The sequence below is a fragment of the Pseudooceanicola nitratireducens genome, from assembly GCF_900109195.1.
GTDB lineage: Bacteria > Pseudomonadota > Alphaproteobacteria > Rhodobacterales > Rhodobacteraceae > Pseudooceanicola > Pseudooceanicola nitratireducens.
Window position 1 is genome coordinate 505,435 of sequence record NZ_FNZG01000001.1, and the last position, 22,820, is coordinate 528,254.

Genomic DNA, 22,820 nt, shown 5'->3' on the forward strand with positions numbered 1-22,820 from the left:
GATGCAATGAAGCCGCAGGGCATTGCCTGCGGCTTCATCGGGAATTCTGCGGTCCGGGGACATGTGCCGGACCGATTGGCGGGTCACTTGCAGGCGATCGGGGTCTCCACGACCTCGGCGCCGCGGCGGGTCCGGATGGTGCAGACCTGCTGTCGCGGGGCTTCGCGGACCTCCTGGATCTGCGGGGCCTCGGCCAGGCCAAGCAGGGACCGCTGGTCAACCTCGATGGCCTCGGCAACGGTGTCGTCCAGGTTCCCGACCAGCGACAGCGACAGGCTGCCGGTGGACTGGGCCTGGGCCAGCGCGCCAACCTGCTGCGGGTTGACGGCGACGGTGACGGTCCGGGCGATCATCGCCTCGGAGTGGTCGCCATTGGCCATCTGGTCCACGGCGATCAGCTGCACGCCGGTTTCGATCAGTTTCGTCACCTCGCCCGAGCTGTTGCGGTCCATGCCGCTGACACGGCCGGTCCAGTAGACGTCGACCCGGTCACCGGGGCGCAGGAAGCCCGACACGCCCGATGCCACGTCGACCTTGATGGCAAAGGCGCGCATGCCCTTTTCCAGGCGCGAGGTCAGGCCGGCATCTTCGCCGGGTTTGGTAACCTTCACTTCCATGACGGCCTCGTTCTCCTCCATCGCGCGCAGCACGAACCGGGGGCGGGGGTCATTATCAGAGAACAGCGGGTTCTCTTCCGAGAAAAAGCCTTCGGGCAGGGCGGCGGCGGGCCATTCGATCTGACGCACGTCTTCGCCGGTGATTTCTTCGCCATATTTCAGGCTGCGGCTGGCGATATAGACCATCTTGGTCGGCACCTTGACCGGCTCGGCCACGCTGGCCTGTGCCATCTGGGCCTGCTGCGCCAGGTAGTCCTTGACCATCATGACCGCGAACCCGGCAAGGCCAAGGCCAACGGCAAGTACAATTCCGAAAACTGCTCTCATTTTCTTGTCCTTTCACTGCAGCCCGTTCGGGGCTGCCCCACCTCTCCTCCGGGTGGACGCCGGGGGATATTGCCTGAAGCTACCGGGGGAATATGGCGAAATCTGGGGGTCGGCGGGGTTGTTGTTTGGCGTTTTCCGCGCCGTCCCGAGTGGTGCCGCCCCTATTGCCGTTACTGGCTGGCCATATAGGTGCTGAGGTTCGTCGACAGATCCACTGTGCCCGTGCGCACGGCCCCGAAGGCGACGCCCATCAGGATGATGACGCTGGCGGTCAGAACGACCCAGTCGACGGTTACGGCACCGGAGTCATCGCGGAAGAAAGTCTGTAAAACACGCTTCATCGTACTGTCCTGCTTTGCGGGCCAGGGGGCCGGCCTCTTGTGCTGATCTACCTTCCCCCATGCGGGCTATTGCTGCCCATGCCGGCCCTGGTCTGGCGATGCCAGGTGGTCCGGTTCTTCTGCTTCGGGGGGTTAGAAAGGCCGCGCCCATCATCTGGGCGCGGCCTGTTTCATAAGGTCAAGCCGGGCATGACCTTAGTTCGGGTCGATGGAGCCCATGTAGGTGGAGACCTTTCCGGTCAGCGTGGTCGCGCCGGTTTCGATGGTGCCGTAAGCAGCAACGCCCAGGCCAACCACGGCTGCGGTCAGGACAACCCAGTCAACCGTGACTGCGCCGTCTTCGTCTTTGCGGAAGTTCTTGATAAACTTGGTCATGTCGTCGTCCCTCCAGAGGATCAAATGCTATATGCGTCCGCTTGGGATGCACGATGCCGGGCTCTCTCTTCCGACATCTCCTTTGCGGTACGGGGCTATATAGCCTGTACATTTGGGCAGGATTTGGGCGCGATTGCAGCGAAGTGAAAGAAATTTTAAATTTCTGACGGCGAGTTGCTAAGTCTCTGTTTTCGAATTGAAAGAGACATGTGTGCAGGTGTTTTTCCAGGGGATTTGGGGCAAAATTACCCGCAAATCCGGGCAAGACTTCCCAGATGCCGTGGATTCTGCGACACTTCGGGGAAACAAAACCGAAGCAGAGCAGGCATTTCATGCGATCGGATTCCAATTCCCGGCCCCGCGCCGCCCCTGCGCGTGCGGTCCGGCCGTCTGTGCGGCCCCCCTTGGCCCTGCGCTGCGGGCTTGTGCTGATCGCCCTGTGTCTTGGCGGGCTGTTGGCGCTTCCGGCCCCGGCCCAGGCACAGGTGCAGCCCTATGAGGATTTCACCTTCAAGCGGGTGAAGCCGCCCGGGGCGTCTTCGGGCAAGCGGATCGACATCCAGATCACAGAGCCCCTGCCGGCCCCGCGCAAATCCCCGAAACCCACTGAGGAGGGTGCCACTAACGCCGCGCCCGCCGCCCCGCTGGCGCGCTACGAGTGGTTCTGGGAGGGTGTCTCGGACCAGTTGGCGGATGCGGGCCCGGAGAGGCTGGATCCCGCGCTGCAACGGTTGTCGAACCCGCCCGGCGGGCAGGGGGTCCCGGCCCCCCGGCTGGACACGCTGCTGGCCATCACCCGGGACCACGGCGCGCACATCCTGATGTCCACGATCGGCACCCAGGTGTCCCCGGCGCTGGCCCTGGCGGTGATCGCGGTGGAATAGGGCGGGCGTGCCGATGCGGTCAGCCATGCCGGGGCCGAGGGCGTCATGCAGCTGATGCCCGCCGCCGCCGCGCGCTTTGGCGTGAGCGACCGGCTGGACGCGGGTCAGAACATCCGCGGCGGGGTGCAATACCTTGACCGGCTGATCAGCGATTTCGATGGCGATCCGGTGATGGTCCTAGCGGGCTACAACGCCGGAGAGAACGCGGTGCGCAAGCACGGCGGCGTGCCGCCCTTTGCCGAGACGCGGGATTACGTGCCCAAGGTGCTGGCGGCCTTTGCGGTGGCGCGGGGGCTGTGCCTGACGCCGCCCTTGCTGATTTCGGACGGATGCGCCTTTCGCCAGCCCTGATCGTGGGTCTTTGGGCGGGGGAGGCCGCGCCGGGGCATCGAGCCCCGCCACGGCCTTGTGCCTCCGGCGGGAGTATTTTTGGCAAAATGATCAGGGGGCGCGGGTTTGGTCGCGGCCGTTCGGGCAAAGAAAAACGGGCGGCTGAGGGCCGCCCGTTGGGTTTGGTATGATCAGACGATCGTGGCTTCGGTGGCGGCGCGAAGGTCCGCTTCGGTCACGCCGTCAGCCAGTTCGACGATCTTCAGCCCGCCCTCGACCACGTCGAGCACGCCGAGGTTGGTGATGATGCGGTCCACCACGGCGGCCCCGGTCAGCGGCAGGGTGCATTTCTTCAGCACCTTGGTCTCACCCGCCTTGTTGGTGTGATCCATCACCACGATGACGCGCTGCACGCCCGCGACGAGGTCCATCGCGCCGCCCATGCCCTTGACCAGCTTGCCGGGGATCATCCAGTTCGCCAGGTCGCCGTTTTCGTCGACTTCCATCGCGCCGAGGATCGCCGCGGCGATCTTGCCGCCGCGGATCATCCCGAAGGAGGTCGCAGAGTCGAAATAGGCGGTGCGGGGCAGTTCGGTGATTGTCTGCTTGCCGGCGTTGATCAGGTCGGGGTCCTCGTCGCCCTCGAAGGGGAAGGGGCCCATGCCGAGCATGCCGTTCTCGGACTGAAGGGTGATGTCCTTGTCGCCCACGTAGTTCGACACCAGCGTCGGGATGCCGATCCCGAGGTTCACATAGGTGCCGTCTTCGAGTTCCTGGGCCGCGCGTTCGGCCATCTGGTTACGATCCCAAGGCATTATGCGTCCTCCCGAAATTTAGACTGGTCGCCGCGCGGGCATGAAAACCGGGTCCCACGTTTCATTGCGCGTCCTCCCGGCTGCGAACAGTGCGCTGTTCGATGCGTTTCTCATGCTCGCCCTGCACGATGCGGTGCACGTAGACGCCGGGCAGGTGGATGTTATCGGGATCCAGCGATCCGGTCGGCACGATTTCCTCGACCTCGACCACGCAGACCTTGCCGCAGGTGGCGGCGGGCGGGTTGAAGTTACGGGCGGCCTTGCGGAAGATCAGGTTGCCGGTCTCGTCGGCCTTCCAGGCTTTGACGATCGACAGATCCGCGAACATGCCGGTTTCAAGGATGAAGGTTTCGCCGTTGAAATCCTTGTGTTCCTTGCCCTCGGCCACCTGGGTGCCGACGCCGGTCTTGGTGTAGAATCCGGGGATCCCCGCGCCACCGGCGCGCATGCGTTCGGCCAGGGTGCCCTGCGGGTTGAACTCCAGCTCGAGCTCTCCCGAGAGATACTGGCGCATGAATTCCTTGTTCTCGCCCACGTAGGACGAGATCATCTTCTTCACCTGTTTGGTCTGCAGCAGGATGCCGATGCCGAAATCGTCGACGCCCGCGTTGTTGGACGCAAAGGTCAGGTCCTTGGTGCCGGCCTGCTTGATGGCGTCCAGCAGCAGTTCGGGAATGCCGCAAAGCCCGAAACCGCCCGACGCGATGAACATCCCGTCGAACAGCAGCCCGTCGAGGGCCTCTGCCGCGGATCCGTAGATCTTATTCATGGAGTCCTCCTGATTACTGCCTTCGTCATGGCGGCTGCGATGGCCTGTGTCAACAATTTGCCGCAGTGCGGAATTCAGCGCAGGTGGCGCAGCGCGCGGGCCTGCATGACCCAGGGACAGGTTAGGGCGGTTTCAGAGGGGCACAGATGCGGACCGGGGCCTGCCGCCGATGCGGACAGGCCCCGGAAGGTCAGGTTGAAATGGGTCAGGCCCGGGGGCGGGGCGCGGCGCGGATCCGGGCCCCGATCAGATCACGCGGACCTGGGTGCCGATCGGAGTGATGGCAAAGAGTTCCTCGATCGAGGGGTTGAACAGGCCGATGCAGCCGTCCGAGCTTTGCCGTCCGATCTTGCGCGTGTCATGGGTGCCGTGGATCAGGTAGGCGGGCCAGGCAAGATACATGGCGTGGCTGCCAAGCGGGTTGTCCGGCGCACCGCCCGGAACCGGTTTCCAGTCGGGGAAACGCTCCATCTGGCTGGCGGTCGGGGTCCAGGAGGGGCCGACCTTCTTGCGCACGATTTCGGTGTAGCCGCGCTTGGTCAGCTCGTCCGTGCGCGGCACGGAGGTCGGGTAGATGCGGTAATCGCCGTCCTGGGACCAGAAATGCAACGCGCGAGAGGAGGTGTCGCAGACGATCGCCGCCGCGCCGAGCGTTTCGAAATGGTCCTGCCAGTCCTGGCGCACGAAGCTGGAAGTGTTCCGGCGCACGCCGGGCTCATCCTCGACGACGCCCTCGGGCAGGGCGGTGTTCGCGGCCTCTGCGGTGGTGGCGGTGTCCTGGGCGCGCAGCAGGCGCGGGGTCGACAGCACGGCGGCCCCTGCGATCCCGGTCAGGATCAGGCCACGGCGCGTTAGCGGGAATTTGGGGGATGTCATTGCTCTGCTCCGTTGCGGTTTCCCGTCTATCTGCGGCAAGGCAGGGCGCAGGGCCAATCACATATGCTTTATACGCGATATATCCCCGCAAGGCCGGGTTTGCCCGCCGCGAAAGGGCGGGGTCTGGTCTTGCGGGTCTGATCGGGCGGGCGGATCGGAGAAGGTCCGGGGCGGTGGCGGATTACTCCGCCGCGTCGTCCTTGTCCGATGCCTTGGCGGCCGGTTTCTTGGCTGCCGTTTTCGCCGTCGTCTTGGCCGGGGCTTTCTTGGCAGCAGGCTTCTTGGCTGCGGTTTTCTTTGCCGGAGCTTTCTTCGCCGGGGCTTTTTTCTTGGTGACCTTCTTGCCGGATTTCGCGGCGCGTTCGGCGATCAGTTCAACCGCCTGCTCCATGGTGACCGTCTCGGGATCGGTCTCTTTCGGCAGGGTGGCGTTGATTTTTTCCCACTTCACGTAAGGCCCGTACTTGCCTTCCATCAGCGAGACCGGTCCGCCGGCTTCGGGGTGATCCCCCAGTTCTTTCAGGGTCTTGGCCCCACGGCCCCGGCCACCACGGCTGGCCACCTTTTCGGCGATCAGCTGCACGGCGCGGTTCATGCCGACGGTCCAGACCTCGTCGATCCCGTCGAGGTTGGCATTGGTACCGCCCCGGTCCGAGGTCGACTCGGCGTGTTTGATATAAGGCCCATAGCGCCCGATGTTCGCCCAGACGTTCACGCCATCTTCGGGGTGGGTGCCGATCAGGCGCGGCAGCTGCAGCAGCATGACGCCCTGTTCCAGGCTCAGATCCTCGGGCACCCAATCTTTGGGGACCGACTGGCGCGGCGGCTTCTTGTTCTCTTCCGTGACTTCGCCGCGCTGGACGTAAGGACCAAAGCGGCCCTTGAACACGCGGATCTCGTCGCCGTCGTCATTGCCCAGCAGCTTGCCTTCGGGCGGGATGGCCGAGGCCTCGGCTTCCGCATCGGGGGGACCGAAGGGGCGAGTGTAACGGCACTCGGGGTAGTTCGAACAGCCGATGAAGGCCCCGCCCGAGCGCGCGGTGCGCATCGACAACCGGCCCGCGCCGCAGTTGGGGCACAGGCGCGGATCGCCGCCATCCTCGGTCGGGGGGAACAGATGCGGTTCCAGCACCTCGTTGATCTTGTCGAGAACCTCGGTAATCCGAAGCTCGGACGTCTCGGCGATCGCGGCCGAGAAATCGCGCCAGAACCGGCCCAGCACGTCCTTGTAATCGCGATCCCCGGCCGAGACATCGTCCAGCTCGCCTTCCAGGTCGGCGGTGAAATCGTATTCCACGTAGCGGCGGAAGTAATTCTCAAGGAAGACCGTTACCAGGCGGCCCTTGTCCTCAGGCAGCAGGCGGTTCTTGTCCTTGCGCACATAGCCGCGGTCCTGGATCGTCGTCACGATCGACGCATAGGTCGAGGGCCGGCCGATCCCCAGTTCTTCCATGCGCTTGACCAGCGTCGCCTCGGTATAGCGGGGCGGGGGCTGGGTGAAATGCTGTTCGGGCGAGACCTTGCGCTTGTCCATCTTGTCGCCCGAGGAGATCTGCGGCAGGCGCTTGTCATCCTCGTCCACGACATCGTCGCGGCCTTCCTCATAGACCCGCAGGAACCCGTCGAACAACACCACCTGACCGGTGGCGCGCAGGCCGACCTGTTCGTCGCGGCTGCCGATTTCAACGGTGGTGCGTTCCAGGCGCGCGCTTTCCATCTGGCAGGCCAGGGTGCGCTTCCAGATCAGATCATACAGCTTCTTCTGATCGCTTTCCGTCAGGCGCAGGCTGTCCGCATCGGCGGCCATATCCGTGGGGCGGATACATTCGTGCGCTTCCTGTGCGTTCTTCGCCTTGTTCTTGTAGACCCGCGCACTGGACGGCACGTAGTCCTTGCCATAGCGGTCGCCGATGGCGGCGCGGCAGGCCTCGACCGCCTCGGGGGCCATGTCGATGCCGTCGGTCCGCATGTAGGTGATGTGCCCGGCTTCATACAGCCGCTGCGCCGCCTGCATGGTCTGGCGCGCGCCCATGCCGAACTTGCGGCTGGCTTCCTGCTGCAGGGTCGAGGTCATGAAGGGCGGCGAGGGGTTCCGCGTACCCGGCTTCGCCTCGACCGACTGGACCGTCAGATCGCGCGAGCTGACGGCCTGAACCGCCAGTTCCGCCGCCGTGGCATCACTGATGTCGAACTTGTCCAGCTTCCTACCGCCCAGCACCGTCAGGCGGGCCTCGAACTCCTGCCCGCGCGGCGTCGCCAGAAGCGCGGTCACGGACCAGTATTCCCGGGCGCGGAAGGCCTCGATCTCCATCTCGCGCTCGACGATCAGGCGCAGGCAGACCGATTGCACACGACCGGCCGAGCGCGACCCGGGCAGTTTCCGCCACAGCACGGGCGACAGGTTGAAGCCCACAAGGTAGTCCAGCGCGCGGCGGGCGAGGTAGGCCTCGACCAGGTCGCCATCGACCTGGCGCGGGTTCTGCATCGCCTCGGTCACGGCGTTCTTGGTGATCGCGTTGAAGACCACGCGGCTGACCGGGGTGTCCTTCTTGATCGCCTTGCGGGCGCGCAGCGCCTCTTCCAGGTGCCAGGAAATTGCTTCGCCTTCGCGATCGGGGTCGGTCGCGAGGATCAGTGCGTTGTCGTCTTTCAGCGCGTCGGCGATCGCCTTGACGTGCTTTTTGCTGTCGCTGGCGATCTCCCATTTCATGTCGAATTCATGCTCGGGATCGACCGATCCGTCCTTGGGCGGCAGGTCCCGGACGTGGCCGTAGGACGCCAGAACCGTGTAGTCCGGCCCCAAATACTTGTTGATTGTCTTGGCCTTAGCTGGGGATTCGACAACAACGACTGGCATGAAACATCCTCTCGACTCTGGGTCGGCTATATGGCGGCGGACCATGTGTCCCGCAAGGGGGGATTGTCAATCAGACCATCAGGCCCGCGTCAATCCTGCGTCGTTTCGACCTTTTGGGGGCCTTTTTCTCGTGCATTTGCTTGTCGGCGGGATCGCCCATGGCGGACAGATGGGGCGGATTGCTGCGCAGCCAAGGGCAGGGCGGTGGATTGTCGTGTAGCGCACGGGACATCGGCGGGAGGGTGCCGGAAGGGCGGCGGTCTTTGGGTATTGGTCTACTTGCCGCGGGCGGACAGTTTCCCCTGTATCCAAAGTGTCGGCGTCCTCTCTTTGTTCCAATCGCTTGGGCGGGGTTGGTGGCCACGCTGCCAAAGCAATCGTCCCGAATTTCTCTCCTTCCCCTCTGGCCTGCTTCCCTCTCGCTATGAGCCTCTCAACCCAAACCCAAACCCAAGCCCAAGCCCTACCGGGCCAGGGCCAGCAATCCACCGGCCTGGCGCTGCAGGCGGCCGTCCAGTTCCAACCGGGTGATTTCGGGCGTGACCAGGTGCGGTGCGCGGGCGAGGTCGCGGATCAGCTGATCCTCGGCCATGGGGGCGGGGCCAAGACGCCCCAGGATTTCCGTGTGCAGCTGAGCGGTTTCCTGAAGGCTGCGGCGATCCGGTGGCGGAACGGGCGGGGTTTTGGCCACCGTGTTGACCCGAGAGCTGGCCGGGGCGGCAGAGGTCGCGTTGTCCGAAGTCATATCTGACGGGCGCGCAGCCTGACCCTCAATGGGCGCGCGCAGGTCGAACTCTCCCTGCCGGGCGGAAATGGCGGGCAGGGCATCCAGCACATCCCTGGCGGACCGCACCAGAAGCGCCCCGTCGCGGATCAGCATGTTGCAGCCGGCGGCGCGGGCGTCGAAGGGGTGGCCGGGCACGGCCAGAACCTCACGCCCCTGATCCAGGGCGGCGCGGGCGGTCAGAAGGCTGCCGGATTTCGCCGCCGCCTCGACCACGACAAGCGCGCGGCCAAGACCGGCGATGATGCGGTTGCGCCGGGGGAAATGGCGCGCCTGCGGTTGCAGGCCCATGGGCATTTCCGACACCCGCACGCCGCTGTCCAAAAGCGACTCGGCCAGGGCGGCATTTTCAGCCGGATAAAGGGCATCGACCCCGCCGGCCATCACCGCGACGCCGCCCGTGGCAAGGCTGGCCTGATGCGCCGCCGCGTCGATCCCGCGCGCCAGTCCCGAGACGACGACATAGCCGCCGGCCGCCAGATCTTCGGCTACCCCGCGCGCCATCCGCAGCCCCAGGGAGGAGGCATTGCGCGCCCCGACGATGGCGATCATCGGCCGTTTCAGAACCTCGGCCCGCCCCATGAGCCAGAGCATCGGCGGCGGGTCGGCCAGATCAAGCAGCTGCGTGGGATAGTCGGGCGTGCCCAGATAGATCAGCCGCGCACCGGCGGCCCGCCCGGCCCGCAGTTCCGCTGCCACGACGCCTTCGGGGCAGATGCGATAGTCGGGAACACCCGCCTGGGCGGCAATCTCTGGCAGGGCATCCAGCGCCGCGTGCGCCGTGCCGTGATCGTTCAGAAGCCGGTAAAAGGTCGAAATACCAACCCGGTAAGAGCGCAAGAGACGAAGCCACGACAGCCGTTCATCTTCCGTGGTGGGTGGGAGTGGGGGGTGAGTGGAAGGATGTAGTTCCACGACCGTCGCGCCTCCGCCTACTTGCGGAATCAGGTATAGGGTCGACCCGGTTAATTAAGAGTGAATATGATGGTTAACATCAGCCTTTAGTTGGTTTGGCTGTCAGTTTGTCAGTGGTTGACGTATGGTAAGCCCGAATGGGTGTGGTTAGGGGGTAGCGAATGGCACAGACAGATAGCGCGGCACGGCGCAGACAAATCGTGGAAGGGGCCTTTGCCGCCCTGCAGGCCCATGGGCTGCCTCACATCAGTTATGACAGGATCGCGGAATTCGCCGGGGTGACCCGCCAACTGATGCGCTATCACTATCCCGACCCGGATCTATTGATGAAGGATGTCTGCGACCTTCTGGCCGCCCGCTACCGCGAGGCGCTGGTCAGCACGGCGGGAAAACTGGATGGACCCGCGCGGCTGAATGCCTTTCTCGACTATTTCTTCGACCTGCTGGACGGCACACCCAAGCCACGCGACGACCGCGCCTATGATGCGCTGATGTCGCTCTCGGCCAGTTCCGCCACGGTCCGGGGAGAGCTTGCCGGGCAGTACCGCCTGCTGGGCGAGGTGCTAACCCACGAATTCAGCCTGCAGTTCCCCGACCTGACCGCCCGCGCCGCCGAGGAGCTGTCCTGGCTGTTCGTCTGCCTGATGTATGGCCATTGGAAAATGGTCGCCTCGCTTGGCTATGACGAAAGCCACAAGCATGTCACGCGGGCGGCCATGGACCGCTTGATCCAAAGCTACCGGCAGCAACCCGACACGCCGGGCCGCACCACGGGCATCTGGCTGCGCGGTGCCGAGTAGCCGTTTTTCGAACCGAAAAAGTTAATCAGGCAAACTCCCGGCAAGGCTCAATTTTTTGGTGTTTTCGCATCAGAAACCACTACCTCTGGGTATTTCTGCGCTGCGGCGGAATTTTCGGAATGAAAATCGTTCGACGCCTGAATTGACACTAGGGAAACTTCTGCCACATCATGCACTTACCCCGAATGGAAGCGTGAATTTGGTCCCCGCCCAGGTCTCCTTCCCGATCCGGAACCGCTTGTGTCTTGTTTTTGATTGTCCCGGTTACGCGGTTCCTCACAAGTCGACCAGCCTGGTGCCTACACACCGGGCTGGTCGCACGTTTTTCAGGATCGGTATGAAGGACCGGGCGGGGCATCGCTGCCCCCCCTGACCGGAAACGCCTAGGCCGAGCCGCCGACGGTCAGACCGCCGATCAGCACGCTTGGCTGGCCGACGCCCACGGGCACCCATTGCCCCTGCTTGCCGCAATTGCCCAGGCCCGGATCCAGCGCCATGTCGTTGCCAAGCGCGCGGATGCGGGTCAGGGCCTGCGGGCCGTCGCCGATCAGGGTCGCGCCCTTGACCGGGGCGCCGCGCTTGCCGTCCTTGACCAGATAAGCCTCGGTACAGGAGAACACGAACTTGCCAGAGGTGATGTCGACCTGGCCGCCGCCAAAGCCGACCGCATGGATACCGTCCTTCATCTCGGCCACGATTTCATCGGGGGTGGCGTCGCCGCCCAGCATGTAGGTGTTGGTCATCCGGGGCATCGGCGCATGGGCATAGCTTTCGCGCCGCCCGTTGCCCGTGGGCTCGACCCCCATCAGGCGGGCGTTCTGACGGTCCTGCATGTAGCCGACCAGCACGCCATCCTCGATCAACACGTTCTTGCCCGAGGGCGTGCCTTCGTCATCCACCGAAATCGACCCGCGCCGGTCGGGGATCGTGCCGTCGTCCAGCACGGTCACGCCCTTGGCCGCGACCTGCTTGCCCAGTAGCCCGGCAAAGGCCGACGATCCCTTGCGGTTGAAATCGCCCTCAAGCCCGTGACCGATCGCTTCATGCAGCAGGATGCCGGGCCAGCCCGGGCCCAGCACGATATCCATCACACCGGCGGGCGCAGGCACCGCATCCAGGTTCACCAGCGCAATGCGCAGCGCCTCGCGCGCTTTGGCCTGCCAGTCGGCGGGGTCCAGCAGCCCGTCCAGCCCAAGGCGCCCGCCGCCCCCGGCGGTGCCGGATTCGCGCCGGCCGTTCTGTTCGACGATGACCGAGACATTGACCCGCACCATGGGCCGGGCGTCGCGCACGATGCCGCCCTCGGGGCGCAGGATCTCGACCTCTTGCAGCGAGGCCATGATCGTGGCCGAGACCTGCACCACCCGGGGATCCAGATCGCGGGCAAAGGCGTCGATCTCGCGCAGGGTTTCGACCTTTACGGGGAAATCCGCCCCGGCAATGGGGTCTGCGTCGGTATAAAGCCGGGCGTTCGTGGCGCGCGGGGCAGGGGCCAGCGCCCCGCCACCGTCCCCGACCGCCAGCCGCACGGTTTCCGAGGCGCGCTTCAACGCCGCCTCGGTCACGTCGGTGCCATGGGCATAGCCGGTGACTTCCCCCGCGACGGCGCGCAGGCCGAAGCCTTCGCTGGCGTCATAGCTGGCGGTCTTCACCCGACCATCGTCGTAATGCACCATCTCGGACCGCTTGCGTTCCAAAAACAGCTCACCATCGTCGCCGCCGGCGACCGCATCGCGCAGGATCTGCAGGGCCCGGCCTTCGTCCAAAAGGGATTCGAAGGGGCGGAAAGGGGTGTCTGACATGGCTCGGGCCTCCTGTCGCCGGGCTGCTTCGGGGCGGTTTTTCTTGATTTGGATCAAAAAAGCGTCCGTTTGCCGCAAGCGTGATTGTTGTGGTGTTGCAAAGAATATGGTTTTAAACGTCCGCAAACAACGGGAGGCCGTCGGATTCCGGCCCATGCCCCCGTGAACGGATCACGAGACTTAACCGATCAGGGTGTCATATGCGTAAAATCACCAGCCTTTCGGCCCTCCTGGGCTCTTTCGCCGCCCTTCCTGCGATGGCGCAGGAGCTTGAGACCATCGGCAAGCCGACCCCCGGTGGCATTGGGTTCCAACAGGCCGTGACCGAAATCGCGCGCGACCTGCAGTGGCTGGATCACATGATCCTCTACATCATCACCGCGATCGTCATCCTGGTGACCGGCCTGCTGATCTTTGCGATCCTGCGTTTCAACCGCAAGGCCAACCCGGTTCCCGGCACCTTCACCCACAACTCCCCGCTGGAAGTGGCCTGGACGATCGTTCCGATCCTGGTGCTGGTCTTCATCGGGGCCTTCTCGCTGCCGACGCTGTTCAAGCAGCAGACCTTCCCCGAAGGTGACATCCACATCAAGGTGACCGGCTACCAGTGGTACTGGGGCTACGAGTACACCGACACCGAATCCGGCCTGGCCTTCGACAGCTACATGATCGGTCAGCCGGCGACGATGAACGCCGACGACGAAGCCGCCGGTGCCGCAGCCTACGTCAACTCGGACGCGATGGCCGCCAAGCTGGCAAGCTATGGCTACAACGCCGACGAATTCCTGCTGGCCACCGACACCGCCGTTGTCGTGCCCGTGGGTGCCACCGTTGTCATGACCGTGACCGGCGCCGACGTGATCCACTCCTGGACCATCCCGGCCTTCGGCGTGAAACAGGACGCCGTGCCCGGCCGTCTGGCCCAGCTGTGGTTCCAGGCCGACAAGGAAGGCATCTTCTTCGGCCAGTGTTCGGAACTCTGCGGCAAGGACCACGCCTACATGCCGATCACCGTCAAGGTCGTTAGCCAGGAGGCCTATGACGCCTGGCTAGCCGCCAGCGAAGAAGCCGGCGAATACGTCGATCCTTCGCAGCTGAACGGCTGACCCTTCTGCGTCCGGTATGGTCCGGGCGCATAGCGACGGCGCAGCGGCCCCCCGCTGCGCCTTGGCCAACAGGACAGACATGACCGACGCGAGCATTCAGACACGGACCGACAGTGGTGACGCGCAGTTTGGCGACTATGTCGCGCTGCTGAAACCGCGCGTGATGTCCCTTGTCGTGTTTACCGCAGCCGTTGGCCTTCTGGCCGCGCCCGGCAGCGTGCATCCCTTCATCGCCTTCTTCGCGGTGCTTTGCATCGCCATCGGGGGCGGGGCCTCGGGCGCGCTGAACATGTGGTACGACGCCGATATCGACCTGATCATGAAGCGGACCCAGGGTCGTCCGATCCCCTCGGGCCGGGTCACCCGCGAAGAAGCCCTGGCCGTCGGCCTGACCCTGTCGGGCTTCTCGGTGGTGATGCTGGGCCTGGCGTCGAACTGGGTGGCCGCAGGGCTGCTGGCCTTTACCATCTTCTTCTATGCCGTGATCTACACGATGTGGCTGAAGCGCTGGACGCCGCAGAACATCGTCATCGGAGGTGCGGCCGGTGCCTTCCCTCCGATGATCGGCTGGGCGGCGGTGACCGGTGACATCGCGCTGGAATCGGTGCTGATGTTCGGCCTGACCTTCCTGTGGACCCCGCCGCATTTCTGGGCGCTCGCCCTGTTCATGAAGTCCGACTACAAGGACGCCGGCGTGCCGATGCTGACCGTGACCCACGGCCGCAAGACCACCCGCCGCCATGTCTTTGCCTATACCTTCCCGCTGGCCGTGCTGGCGATCGGCCTGGCCTTCACCAGTGTCGGTGGCCCGATCTACCTGACTGTGGCGGTGATCCTGAACGCACTCTTCGTCAAAGGTGGCTGGGACATCCTGCGCCGCGACGAACCGACGTCCGAGGCCGACGGCTACAAGGTCGAGAAGCGCTATTTCGCCTTCTCCCTGCTGTATCTCTTCCTGCATTTCGGCGCGATCCTGGCCGAAGCGGCGCTGCGGCCCTGGGGCCTGGGAGGCTGGTGATGTCATTCCGTGAACCCCACGACCTGCACAAACGCCGCTGGAGCCGGAACCTTGGCCTTGGCCTGGTCCTTGGCATCTTCGTCGCGCTGGTCTTTGGCCTGACGCTGGTCAAAGTGTCCCAGAACCCGATCCAGCTGCCCAACACTGCAACCCAGGAAGGAGGCAACTGATGGCTCTTTCCGGACCGCAGCGCACCGTGGCCACCACCGTGGGTGTCGTCGTCGTGATGGCATCGCTTGGTTTCGCATCGGTGCCGCTTTACGACCTGTTCTGCCGTGTCACCGGCTTTGGCGGTGTCACTCAGGAAGCCGACGCCGGATCCGACGTGATCCTGGAGCGCACCATCAAGATCCGCTTCGATGCCAGCATCGACGCCGGCATGCCCTGGGAATTCAAACCCGTCCAGCGCGAGATGGAAGTCCGCATCGGTGAGACGGGCCTGGCCTTCTACGAGGCGCACAATCCCACGGACCGTCCCATTGCCGGCACCGCCAGCTACAATGTCTTCCCCTACGAGGCAGGGGGATATTTCACCAAGATCGACTGTTTCTGCTTTACCGAACAGGTGCTGCAGCCGGGCGAGACGGTGCAGATGCCGCTGACCTTTTACGTCGACCCCGAAATGGTCGATGACCGCGACGCGAAACATGTCCAGACGATCACTCTGGGCTACACTTTCTACGAAACCGAGCTTCCCGAGCAGCAGGCACAGCTTGCGACGGATCAAGCGAAAGATGTAAACTGAAGACCTCACGGTGAGGGAACGAGGGCCCCAATATGGCGCATGAGAAAAACCACGACTATCACATCCTGACCCCGTCGATCTATCCGTTCCTCGGTGCGGTTGCGGCGTTCGTCATGCTCTTCGGGGCGGTGCAGTGGATGCACGACAGCGGTCCTTGGATGTTCCTGATCGGCTTTGTCGCCGTTCTGTACACCATGTTCGGGTGGTGGGGCGAAACGATCAAGGAAAACAAGGCCGGCGATCACACGCCCGTCGTCCTGATCGGCCTGCGCTACGGCTTCATCCTGTTCATCATGTCCGAGGTGATGTTCTTCTCGGCCTGGTTCTGGACCTTCTTCAAGCACGCCATGTACCCGATGGGCGAAATGTCCCCCATCAAGGACGGCGTCTGGCCCCCCGCCGGTATCGAAACCTTCGACCCCTGGCACCTGCCGCTGATCAACACGCTGATCCTGCTGTGCTCGGGCTGTGCCGCGACCTGGGCGCACCACGCATTGGTGCATGAAAACAACCGCAAGGACATGAAGTCGGGCCTGATCCTGGCCGTGGCCCTGGGCGCGCTGTTCACCGTGTTCCAGATCTACGAATACGGCCACGCGGCCTTTGGCTTCTCGGGCAACATCTACGGCGCGACCTTCTTCATGGCGACTGGCTTCCACGGCTTCCACGTCCTGGTCGGCACCATCTTCCTGCTGGTCTGCCTGTTCCGCGTCTACGCCGGTCACTTCACCCCGGAAAACCACGTCGGTTTCGAAGCGGCGGCCTGGTACTGGCACTTCGTCGACGTCGTGTGGCTGTTCCTCTTTGCAGCTGTCTACATCTGGGGCGGCTGACCCTGCGGCGGGCTGACGCCCGCCCTTTGACCTGATTGAAAGGGCGCGGGGCTGATGCTTCGCGCCCTTGGCTTTGAAAAGGCGAATAGATGCTGAGAAAACTGATCGGACCCGTCATCTTCGGGATTGGCGGCGCGGCTGTCCTTGTGTCCCTGGGGATGTGGCAGGTCCGGCGGATGGAGTGGAAGGAAGGCGTGCTGTCCGCGATCGAGGCGCGCATCGCCGCCGCCCCCATTGCCCTGCCGCAGAACCCGACCGAGCAATCCGACCAATACCTGCCCGTCACCCTGTCCGGGCATTTCGGCGAAACCGGCCTGCGGGTCCTGTCCTCGCGCAAGCAGGTCGGCCCGGGCCACCGCCTGATCCACCGTTTCGAAACCGGCGACAGGTCGATCATGATCGACCGGGGGTTCCTGCCCAATGCCGACACCGCCCCCGCCCTGCCAAGCGGAGAGGTCACGATCACCGGCAACCTCGCCTGGCCGGATGAAACCGACAGCTTCACGCCGGAACCGGACATCACCGGCGGCCTGTGGTTCGCCCGCGATGTCGCCGCGATGGCCGCCGCCCTGGGCACGGAACCCGTTCTGGTCGTGGCCCGCGACACCAGCTATGACGCCGGGGCCGTCGGCCCGATGCCGGTGACCACGGTCGGAATTCCGAACGATCACCGCGAATATGCCATCACCTGGTTCTCTCTGGCCGCGATCTGGCTGGCCATGACCGGCTATCTGTTCTATCGCACCCTGAGACCGCAGAAAGGTGAAGCGACGTGAAATATATCTCGACGCGGGGCCAGGCCCCGGATCTGACCTTTGAACAGGCGATGCTGACCGGCCTGGCGCGTGACGGCGGGCTGTATGTCCCCGAAACCGTGCCGACCCTCACCAGTGATGAGATCGCGGCGCTGGCGGGTCAATCCTATGAAGAGGTCGCCTTCCGCATCATGCGCCCCTTCATCGGTGACACCTTCACCGATGACGAATTCCGCGAGATCATCGCCAAGGCCTATGCCGGCTTTGCCCATGACGCCCGCGCGCCGCTGGTCCAGCTGGCCCCGGGCCACTTCCTGCTGGAACTGTTCCACGGCCCCACGCTGGCCTTCAAGGATTTCGCCATGCAGCTGATCGGTCAGCTGTTCCAGGCCTCCCTGTCGCGGTCGGGCGAGCGGGTGACCATCGTCGGCGCGACCTCGGGCGATACCGGGTCGGCGGCGATCGAGGCCTTCAAGGGCCTTGATGCGGTGGATGTCTTCATCCTCTTCCCGCATGGCCGCGTGTCCGAGGTGCAGCGCCGCCAGATGACCACCCCGTCCGAGGCCAACGTGCACGCCCTGTCGGTCACCGGCCACTTTGACGATTGTCAGGCCCGCGTGAAGGACATGTTCAACGACTTCGACTTCCGCGATGGCGTGCGCCTTGCGGGCGTGAACTCGATCAACTGGGCGCGGGTGCTGGCGCAGGTCGTCTATTACTTCACCTCGGCCGTGGCGCTTGGTGCGCCGCACCGCAAGGTCAGCTTTACCGTGCCCACGGGCAACTTTGGCGACATATTCGCGGGCTATATCGCGCGCAAGATGGGCCTGCCGATCGACAAGCTGGTCGTGGCGACGAACCAGAACGACATCCTGCACCGCTGCCTGACAACGGGCAAATACATCCCCGATGGCGTGATCCCCTCGATCAGCCCGTCGATGGACATCCAGGTGTCGTCGAACTTCGAACGCGTGCTGTTCGATGCCTATGGGCGCGACGGCGCGGCGGTGTCCCAGCTGATGGATGAACTGAAATCCGGCGGCTTCACCGTCAGCCAGGGCGCGCTGCAGCACCTGCAGGACCTGTTCCTGTCCGGCCGCGTCTCGGAAGAGGAAACCACCGCCACCATCAAGGCCCTGCGCGCCACCACCGGAGAGATCCTGTGCCCGCACAGCGCCGTAGGGGCCAAGGTCGCCGCCGATCACCTGGATCCGGCGGTGCCCATGATCACCCTGGCCACCGCCCATCCGGCGAAATTCCCCGACGCGGTCGAGGCCGCAACGGGCATCCGCCCGGGCCTGCCGCCGCATATGGCCGATCTGTTCGACCGGGACGAAAAAGTCACCCGCGTCGAAAACGACCTGGCCGAAATCGAACATTTCATTCGGGAAAACATCGCGAATTGACGATCAATCTTCACACCCTCGCCAATGGGTTCCGCATCGTGACGGAACGGATGCCGGGGCTGCAGTCGGCCTCGGTCGGGGTCTGGGTCGCCGCTGGCGGCCGTGACGAGGCCCTTGAACAGAACGGCATTGCCCATTTCCTGGAACACATGGCGTTCAAGGGCACCACGACCCGCAGCCCCGTGCAGATCGCCGAGGCGATCGAGGACGTGGGCGGCTATATGAACGCCTATACCTCGCGCGAGGTGACGGCCTATTACGCCCGCGTGCTGGGCGGCGACGTGCCCCTGGCGCTTGAGGTGATTGCCGACATCCTGCGCAACTCGACCCTCGATGCGCACGAGCTTGAGGTCGAGCGGGGCGTCATCCTGTCCGAAATCGGCCAGGCGCTGGACACCCCCGACGACATCATCTTCGACTGGCTGCAGGAACAGGCCTATCCCGATCAGCCCCTGGGCCGCACGATCCTTGGCCCCGCCGAACGCATCCGCAACGTGCAGCGTGCCGATCTGGCGCGGTTCGTCGATGAAAACTATGGCCCCGAACAGATGATCCTGTCGGCCGCCGGCGATGTGGATCACGACGCCATCGTCGCCATGGCCGAACAGCTGTTCGGCGACATGACGCCCGTGAACCAGCAGCAGGCCGGGGCGGCGCGGTTCATCGGTGGCGAGGCCCGGGTGGTCAAGACACTGGAACAGGCGCATCTGGCCATCGGTTTCGAAAGCCCCGATTACAAAAGCGCCGACGCCTATGTGGCGCAGATCTATGCCGCAGCACTTGGCGGTGGCATGGCGTCCCGCCTGTTCCAGGAGATCCGGGAAAAGCGCGGGCTTTGCTACACGATCTTCGCCCAGGCCGGGGCCTATACCGACACCGGCATGACGACGATCTACGCCGGCACCTCGGCCGAGAAGGTCGGCGACCTGGCCCGCATCACCATCGACGAGATGAAGCGCGCCGCCGGCGACTTCACCGAAGAGGAAACCGCCCGCGCCAAGGCGCAGATGAAGGCGGGGATGCTCATGGGGCTGGAGGGCCCGTCCTCGCGCGCCGAGCGCATGGCCCGCATGATCCAGATCTGGGGCAAGGTGCCGCCGCTGGAAGACGTCGTGGCCCGCATCGACGCGGTGACGCGCGACCAGCTGCGCAGCTATGCCGAGGGCATGGCGACCCGCGCCCCCATGGCGCTGGCGCTCTATGGCCCGGTCGAGGGCGCGCCGGATCACGCTCAGCTGAGCCAGGCACGGGCGGCCTGATGCTTCTGACCCGGCGCAAGGTGAAGATCGAGACCGAGCGGCTGACGCTGCGCCCGCCGGTCCACGCCGATCATCGCCCCTGGGCCGACCTGCGCCGGGACAGCGAAGCCTACCTGCGGTCCTGGGAGCCGTCATGGGCTGCGGACCACCTGTCGCGCCGGGCCTTCACCAACCGGGTCTACTGGGCGCAGCGCTCGATCTCGAACGGGTCGGCGGTGCCGCTGTTCCTGATCCGCCGCGAGGACGAGACGCTTTTGGGCGCGATCACCCTGGACAACATCCGCCGCGGCCCCGCCCAGGCCGGCACCATCGGCTATTGGACCGGTGAACGCTTTGCCCGCCAGGGCTATATGCGCGAGGCGATCGAGGCCGTTGTCCACCACGCCTTCCACCGCATGGACCTGAGCCGGGTCGAGGCCGCCTGCCTGCCGGAAAACACGCCCTCGCGCGGGGTGCTGGAGAAATGCGGCTTCAAGTATGAAGGCGTCGCGCAGAGCTACCTGCAGATCGACGGGCGCTGGCGCACCCACGTCCTGTATGCGGCGCTGCGCATGGACCGGCGGGGGCGCACGGACGTCGGTTGATCGGGGTTTGCCCCCGGTTTTCTGATCTGTGCGCTTGTGACAGGGGTGGGATGCCTCCGGCGGGGATATTTTCAGCAAGAGGATGGAGGGGCGCGCGCGAAATTGGCGGGCTGACGTCTTTGTGAGCGAAGGGGCGGGCGCGGGTCTGCTAGCCTCGGTGTCCAAAGGAGGCCCTTCATGCGGGGATGGATCTTTGGAGCGGCGCTGGCTTTGGTGGCGGGCGCGGGGGACGAAGCGGGCGCGCAGGTGCAGCCGAGGGCCGAGGCGCGGGCGAGCCATTGCATTGCCATCGCAGACGCGGCCCCGGGGCTGCAGTATCTGCACAAGGCGTCCTTTCGCGATCCCGTGCCGGAGTATTCCGTGCGGATCTCATACGTGGCGCATTCGGCCTATCTGATCCAGACGCGGGGCGGGCTGTCGGTGGTGACGGATTATCCGGGCTTCATCGGATCGGCCGATTTCATTCCCGACGTGGTCACCATGAACCACGCCCATTCCAGCCATTTCACCCCTGTGCCGGATCCGGCCATCCCCCATGTGCTGCGCGGCTGGTCCGAGACCTTCGGGCAGCCGGCCGATCATCACCTGGACCTGGGCGAGATGCTGATCCGCAACGTGCCCACGGATATCCGGTCCATGGGCGGGGTCGAGGAAAACGGCAATTCGATCTTCATCTTCGAGGTCGAGGGGCTGTGCATCGGCCACCTGGGCCATCTGCACCACGAACCGAATGACGACCAGTACGCCGCCATCGGGCGGCTGGACGTGGTCATGGTGCCGGTTGATGGGGGGATGACGCTGGACACGGCCTCGATGGTGCGGGTGGTGAGCTGGCTGAAATCCTCGATTGTGCTGCCGATGCACTGGTTCTCGGGGGCCTCGCTTGGCTGGTTCCTGGATGGCGTGGCGGAAGAGTTCGATGTCGACGTGCGCGATGCCTCAAGCCTGACGCTGTCGCTGCGCGACCTGCCGCAGCGGCGCACCGTCATCGTCCTGCGGCCGGACTGGTTGCGCGACGACTGATGCCTGGCGGGGCGGGCACCGCCGGTGCGGGCCCGTGCTGATCGGCCAGGGGCCGGAAGGGGCGCGCGCGATTTTCACTGGGCGTGGCTGTGGGCGGGTGCTAGCACTTGGCGCATGATGGATACTGCGACCCCCATGCCCGCGCTGGCCCCCGCCGATGATGCCTTTGCCGACCGCCTTCGTGGCCTGATCGACCCGCGCGGGCTGCGCCCGGCGGATGCGCGATACCTGGAGGAACCGCGCGGCACCTGGGTGGGCGTCGGATACTGGGTCGCCGCCCCCGCCAACGTCGGCGAAGTCGCGGCCGTGCTGAGCGCCGCGCATGAGGCGGGCGTGGGCGTCGTGCCCTATGGCGGCGGCACCGGGCTGGTCGGCGGCCAGACCCAGCCCGAGGGCGCGCCCCCGCTGATCCTGTCGCTGGAGCGGATGACCGCCATCCGCAGTCTGGATCCGGTGGAAAACGTCGCCGTGGTCGAGGCCGGCGTGATCCTGGAGGATCTGCACCGCGCCGCCGAGGCACAGAACCGGCTGTTTCCGCTGACCCTGGCGTCGAAGGGCTCGGCCCGGATCGGCGGGCTTCTGGGAACCAACGCGGGCGGGGTCAACGTGCTGCGCTATGGCAATGCGCGCGACCTTGTGCTGGGGCTCGAGGCGGTGCTGCCCGACGGGCGGATCTGGAACGGGCTGACCCGGCTGCGCAAGGACAACACCGGATACGACCTGCGCAACCTTCTGGTCGGCTCCGAAGGTACGCTTGGGGTGATCACCGCCGCCGCGCTGAAACTGTCGCCGATCCCGGCGGGGCAGGGGGTGGCGCTGGCCGTGGTGCCGAACCCGCGCGCCGCGCTGGACCTTCTGTCCCTGACCCGCGACCGCGTCGGTGAAGCGGTATCCTCGTTCGAGCTGATCGCGGGCGAGGGGCTGCGGTTCCTGGAGGAAAAGCTGCCGCAGATCCGCCGTCCCTTTGCCGAAGCCCCCGAATGGATGGTGCTGATCGACCTGGGCCTGCCCGCGGGGCTGGACCCCGAGGCCGCCCTGGCCGGCATCCTGGAAGAGGCCTTCGAGAAGGAGCTGGTGAGCGACGCGCTGATGGCGCAGTCCCTGGCCCAGGCGACCGAGTTCTGGGAGGTTCGCGAACAGATCCCCGAGGCCAACCGCCTGATCGGATCGGTCAGCAGCCATGACATCAGCCTGCCGCTGTCGAACCTGCCCGGTTTCATCGACCGCGCCGGGGCGATCTTGCGCGACATGGGGCCCTTCCGGATCAATTGCTTCGGCCATCTGGGCGACGGCAACCTGCATTACAACGTCTTCCCCCCGAAGGGCGGCGACCTGCAGGAATGGCGCGCCCATACCAAGGCGGTGAAGCGCACCGTGCACGACCTGGTGCACGAGATGGAGGGATCGGTCAGCGCCGAACATGGCATCGGCCGCCTGAAGGTCGAGGATCTGGAACGCTATGGCGATCCGGTCAAGCTTGAGGTCATGCGCGCGCTGAAACAGATGTTCGACCCCAAGGGGATCATGAACCCCGGCACGATGCTGCGCCGCTAACGGCACCGGCTGCGGCGTGCCGGGCGCGCGGGCAAGCGGGGCGTC

The 22,820-nt window shown here is 65.1% G+C and carries 22 protein-coding genes and 1 pseudogene; 14 read left to right on the forward strand and 9 right to left on the reverse strand.

Annotated features, from left to right (window positions below):
• Positions 1–83: 83 nt before the first annotated feature.
• The 3 genes from cpaB to BMX99_RS02395 all read right to left on the reverse strand — a co-directional run bounded on the left by cpaB (position 84) and on the right by BMX99_RS02395 (position 1,660).
• Entirely contained in the window at positions 84–944 is an 861-nt protein-coding gene (cpaB, locus tag BMX99_RS02390; protein ID WP_093446734.1) for a Flp pilus assembly protein CpaB, read from the reverse strand.
• A 170-nt stretch (positions 945–1,114) separates the two neighbouring features.
• Positions 1,115–1,285, reverse strand: a complete 171-nt coding sequence (locus BMX99_RS19610; RefSeq protein ID WP_170848798.1) for a Flp family type IVb pilin — start codon at positions 1,283–1,285, stop codon at positions 1,115–1,117.
• A 195-nt stretch (positions 1,286–1,480) separates the two neighbouring features.
• A complete protein-coding gene (locus BMX99_RS02395) occupies positions 1,481–1,660 on the reverse strand; it encodes a Flp family type IVb pilin (RefSeq protein ID WP_093446737.1) in 180 nt (59 codons plus the stop codon).
• Between the two features lie 404 nt (positions 1,661–2,064).
• Between BMX99_RS02395 and BMX99_RS20065 the strand changes: the two genes are divergently transcribed.
• Both BMX99_RS20065 and BMX99_RS20070 read left to right on the forward strand, forming a co-directional pair.
• Complete coding sequence (locus BMX99_RS20065) at positions 2,065–2,544, forward strand: hypothetical protein (protein WP_409371756.1); 480 nt, start codon at positions 2,065–2,067, stop codon at positions 2,542–2,544.
• Positions 2,545–2,562: 18 nt separating this feature from the next.
• A pseudogene (locus tag BMX99_RS20070) lies at positions 2,563–2,895 on the forward strand (lytic transglycosylase domain-containing protein); the annotation flags it as partial.
• 170 nt (positions 2,896–3,065) lie between these two features.
• Here BMX99_RS20070 and BMX99_RS02405 read toward each other — a convergent pair.
• From BMX99_RS02405 to dprA, 5 genes are all read right to left on the reverse strand, one after another.
• The gene (locus BMX99_RS02405) at positions 3,066–3,689 is read right to left on the reverse strand and encodes a 3-oxoacid CoA-transferase subunit B (protein ID WP_093446740.1); all 624 of its coding nucleotides are present in this window, start codon (positions 3,687–3,689) and stop codon (positions 3,066–3,068) included.
• A 61-nt stretch (positions 3,690–3,750) separates the two neighbouring features.
• On the reverse strand, positions 3,751–4,458 hold the full coding sequence (locus tag BMX99_RS02410) for a CoA transferase subunit A (RefSeq protein ID WP_093446743.1): 708 nt from the start codon (positions 4,456–4,458) through the stop codon (positions 3,751–3,753).
• A gap of 246 nt (positions 4,459–4,704) precedes the next feature.
• Complete coding sequence (locus BMX99_RS02415; RefSeq protein WP_093446746.1) at positions 4,705–5,334, reverse strand: L,D-transpeptidase; 630 nt, start codon at positions 5,332–5,334, stop codon at positions 4,705–4,707.
• Positions 5,335–5,515: 181 nt separating this feature from the next.
• Positions 5,516–8,191, reverse strand: a complete 2,676-nt coding sequence (gene topA / locus BMX99_RS02420; protein ID WP_093446749.1) for a type I DNA topoisomerase — start codon at positions 8,189–8,191, stop codon at positions 5,516–5,518.
• 463 nt (positions 8,192–8,654) lie between these two features.
• Positions 8,655–9,890: a DNA-processing protein DprA gene (gene dprA / locus BMX99_RS02425; protein ID WP_342028099.1), complete on the reverse strand. Its 1,236-nt coding sequence runs from the start codon at positions 9,888–9,890 to the stop codon at positions 8,655–8,657.
• 161 nt (positions 9,891–10,051) lie between these two features.
• Here dprA and BMX99_RS02430 point away from each other — a divergent pair, with 161 nt between their 5' ends.
• Positions 10,052–10,690, forward strand: coding sequence for a TetR/AcrR family transcriptional regulator (locus BMX99_RS02430; RefSeq protein ID WP_139199397.1), 639 nt, complete (start codon positions 10,052–10,054; stop codon positions 10,688–10,690).
• A 383-nt stretch (positions 10,691–11,073) separates the two neighbouring features.
• On the opposite strand, the gene tldD is transcribed toward BMX99_RS02430, so the two are convergent.
• Entirely contained in the window at positions 11,074–12,492 is a 1,419-nt protein-coding gene (tldD, locus tag BMX99_RS02435; protein ID WP_093446755.1) for a metalloprotease TldD, read from the reverse strand.
• A gap of 200 nt (positions 12,493–12,692) precedes the next feature.
• On the opposite strand from tldD, the gene coxB reads away from it, so the two are divergent.
• From coxB to BMX99_RS02485, 11 genes are all read left to right on the forward strand, one after another.
• Positions 12,693–13,598, forward strand: a complete 906-nt coding sequence (gene coxB / locus BMX99_RS02440; protein ID WP_093446757.1) for a cytochrome c oxidase subunit II — start codon at positions 12,693–12,695, stop codon at positions 13,596–13,598.
• A 79-nt stretch (positions 13,599–13,677) separates the two neighbouring features.
• Positions 13,678–14,616 (forward strand): heme o synthase, encoded by a 939-nt coding sequence (gene cyoE / locus BMX99_RS02445; protein WP_093446760.1) that lies wholly within the window; start codon positions 13,678–13,680, stop codon positions 14,614–14,616.
• On the forward strand, positions 14,616–14,786 hold the full coding sequence (locus tag BMX99_RS19615) for a hypothetical protein (protein ID WP_170848797.1): 171 nt from the start codon (positions 14,616–14,618) through the stop codon (positions 14,784–14,786). Before cyoE ends, BMX99_RS19615 begins: the two co-directional genes overlap by 1 nt.
• Positions 14,786–15,361, forward strand: coding sequence for a cytochrome c oxidase assembly protein (locus BMX99_RS02450; protein WP_093446762.1), 576 nt, complete (start codon positions 14,786–14,788; stop codon positions 15,359–15,361). The genes BMX99_RS19615 and BMX99_RS02450 overlap by 1 nt, the downstream gene beginning before the upstream one ends.
• Before the next feature lie 32 nt (positions 15,362–15,393).
• Positions 15,394–16,194, forward strand: coding sequence for a cytochrome c oxidase subunit 3 (locus BMX99_RS02455; RefSeq protein ID WP_093446765.1), 801 nt, complete (start codon positions 15,394–15,396; stop codon positions 16,192–16,194).
• Positions 16,195–16,283: 89 nt separating this feature from the next.
• Entirely contained in the window at positions 16,284–16,970 is a 687-nt protein-coding gene (locus BMX99_RS02460; RefSeq protein WP_093446768.1) for an SURF1 family protein, read from the forward strand.
• Complete coding sequence (thrC, locus tag BMX99_RS02465) at positions 16,967–18,355, forward strand: threonine synthase (protein ID WP_093446771.1); 1,389 nt, start codon at positions 16,967–16,969, stop codon at positions 18,353–18,355. The genes BMX99_RS02460 and thrC overlap by 4 nt, the downstream gene beginning before the upstream one ends.
• Positions 18,352–19,614, forward strand: coding sequence for a M16 family metallopeptidase (locus tag BMX99_RS02470; protein WP_093446774.1), 1,263 nt, complete (start codon positions 18,352–18,354; stop codon positions 19,612–19,614). Before thrC ends, BMX99_RS02470 begins: the two co-directional genes overlap by 4 nt.
• On the forward strand, positions 19,614–20,198 hold the full coding sequence (locus tag BMX99_RS02475) for a GNAT family N-acetyltransferase (RefSeq protein WP_093446777.1): 585 nt from the start codon (positions 19,614–19,616) through the stop codon (positions 20,196–20,198). The genes BMX99_RS02470 and BMX99_RS02475 overlap by 1 nt, the downstream gene beginning before the upstream one ends.
• A gap of 177 nt (positions 20,199–20,375) precedes the next feature.
• Positions 20,376–21,221 carry an MBL fold metallo-hydrolase gene (locus BMX99_RS02480; protein WP_093446780.1) on the forward strand — a complete coding sequence of 282 codons (846 nt, stop codon included), beginning with the start codon at positions 20,376–20,378 and terminating at the stop codon, positions 21,219–21,221.
• 117 nt (positions 21,222–21,338) lie between these two features.
• A complete protein-coding gene (locus BMX99_RS02485; RefSeq protein WP_244525606.1) occupies positions 21,339–22,775 on the forward strand; it encodes an FAD-binding oxidoreductase in 1,437 nt (478 codons plus the stop codon).
• Positions 22,776–22,820: the final 45 nt, after the last annotated feature.

What these genes read in the sequence shown, in the direction of transcription:
- cpaB (WP_093446734.1), bottom strand. Translation starts at nt 944, where the DNA reads ATGAGAGCAGTTTTCGGAATTGTACTTGCCGTTGGCCTTGGCCTTGCC.
- BMX99_RS19610 (WP_170848798.1), bottom strand. Translation starts at nt 1,285, where the DNA reads ATGAAGCGTGTTTTACAGACTTTCTTCCGCGATGACTCCGGTGCCGTA.
- BMX99_RS02395 (WP_093446737.1), bottom strand. Translation starts at nt 1,660, where the DNA reads ATGACCAAGTTTATCAAGAACTTCCGCAAAGACGAAGACGGCGCAGTC.
- BMX99_RS02405 (WP_093446740.1), bottom strand. Translation starts at nt 3,689, where the DNA reads ATGCCTTGGGATCGTAACCAGATGGCCGAACGCGCGGCCCAGGAACTC.
- BMX99_RS02410 (WP_093446743.1), bottom strand. Translation starts at nt 4,458, where the DNA reads ATGAATAAGATCTACGGATCCGCGGCAGAGGCCCTCGACGGGCTGCTG.
- BMX99_RS02415 (WP_093446746.1), bottom strand. Translation starts at nt 5,334, where the DNA reads ATGACATCCCCCAAATTCCCGCTAACGCGCCGTGGCCTGATCCTGACC.
- topA (WP_093446749.1), bottom strand. Translation starts at nt 8,191, where the DNA reads ATGCCAGTCGTTGTTGTCGAATCCCCAGCTAAGGCCAAGACAATCAAC.
- BMX99_RS02430 (WP_139199397.1), top strand. Translation starts at nt 10,052, where the DNA reads ATGGCACAGACAGATAGCGCGGCACGGCGCAGACAAATCGTGGAAGGG.
- tldD (WP_093446755.1), bottom strand. Translation starts at nt 12,492, where the DNA reads ATGTCAGACACCCCTTTCCGCCCCTTCGAATCCCTTTTGGACGAAGGC.
- coxB (WP_093446757.1), top strand. Translation starts at nt 12,693, where the DNA reads ATGCGTAAAATCACCAGCCTTTCGGCCCTCCTGGGCTCTTTCGCCGCC.
- cyoE (WP_093446760.1), top strand. Translation starts at nt 13,678, where the DNA reads ATGACCGACGCGAGCATTCAGACACGGACCGACAGTGGTGACGCGCAG.
- BMX99_RS19615 (WP_170848797.1), top strand. Translation starts at nt 14,616, where the DNA reads ATGTCATTCCGTGAACCCCACGACCTGCACAAACGCCGCTGGAGCCGG.
- BMX99_RS02450 (WP_093446762.1), top strand. Translation starts at nt 14,786, where the DNA reads ATGGCTCTTTCCGGACCGCAGCGCACCGTGGCCACCACCGTGGGTGTC.
- BMX99_RS02455 (WP_093446765.1), top strand. Translation starts at nt 15,394, where the DNA reads ATGGCGCATGAGAAAAACCACGACTATCACATCCTGACCCCGTCGATC.
- BMX99_RS02460 (WP_093446768.1), top strand. Translation starts at nt 16,284, where the DNA reads ATGCTGAGAAAACTGATCGGACCCGTCATCTTCGGGATTGGCGGCGCG.
- BMX99_RS02475 (WP_093446777.1), top strand. Translation starts at nt 19,614, where the DNA reads ATGCTTCTGACCCGGCGCAAGGTGAAGATCGAGACCGAGCGGCTGACG.
- BMX99_RS02480 (WP_093446780.1), top strand. Translation starts at nt 20,376, where the DNA reads ATGCGGGGATGGATCTTTGGAGCGGCGCTGGCTTTGGTGGCGGGCGCG.
- BMX99_RS02485 (WP_244525606.1), top strand. Translation starts at nt 21,339, where the DNA reads ATGGATACTGCGACCCCCATGCCCGCGCTGGCCCCCGCCGATGATGCC.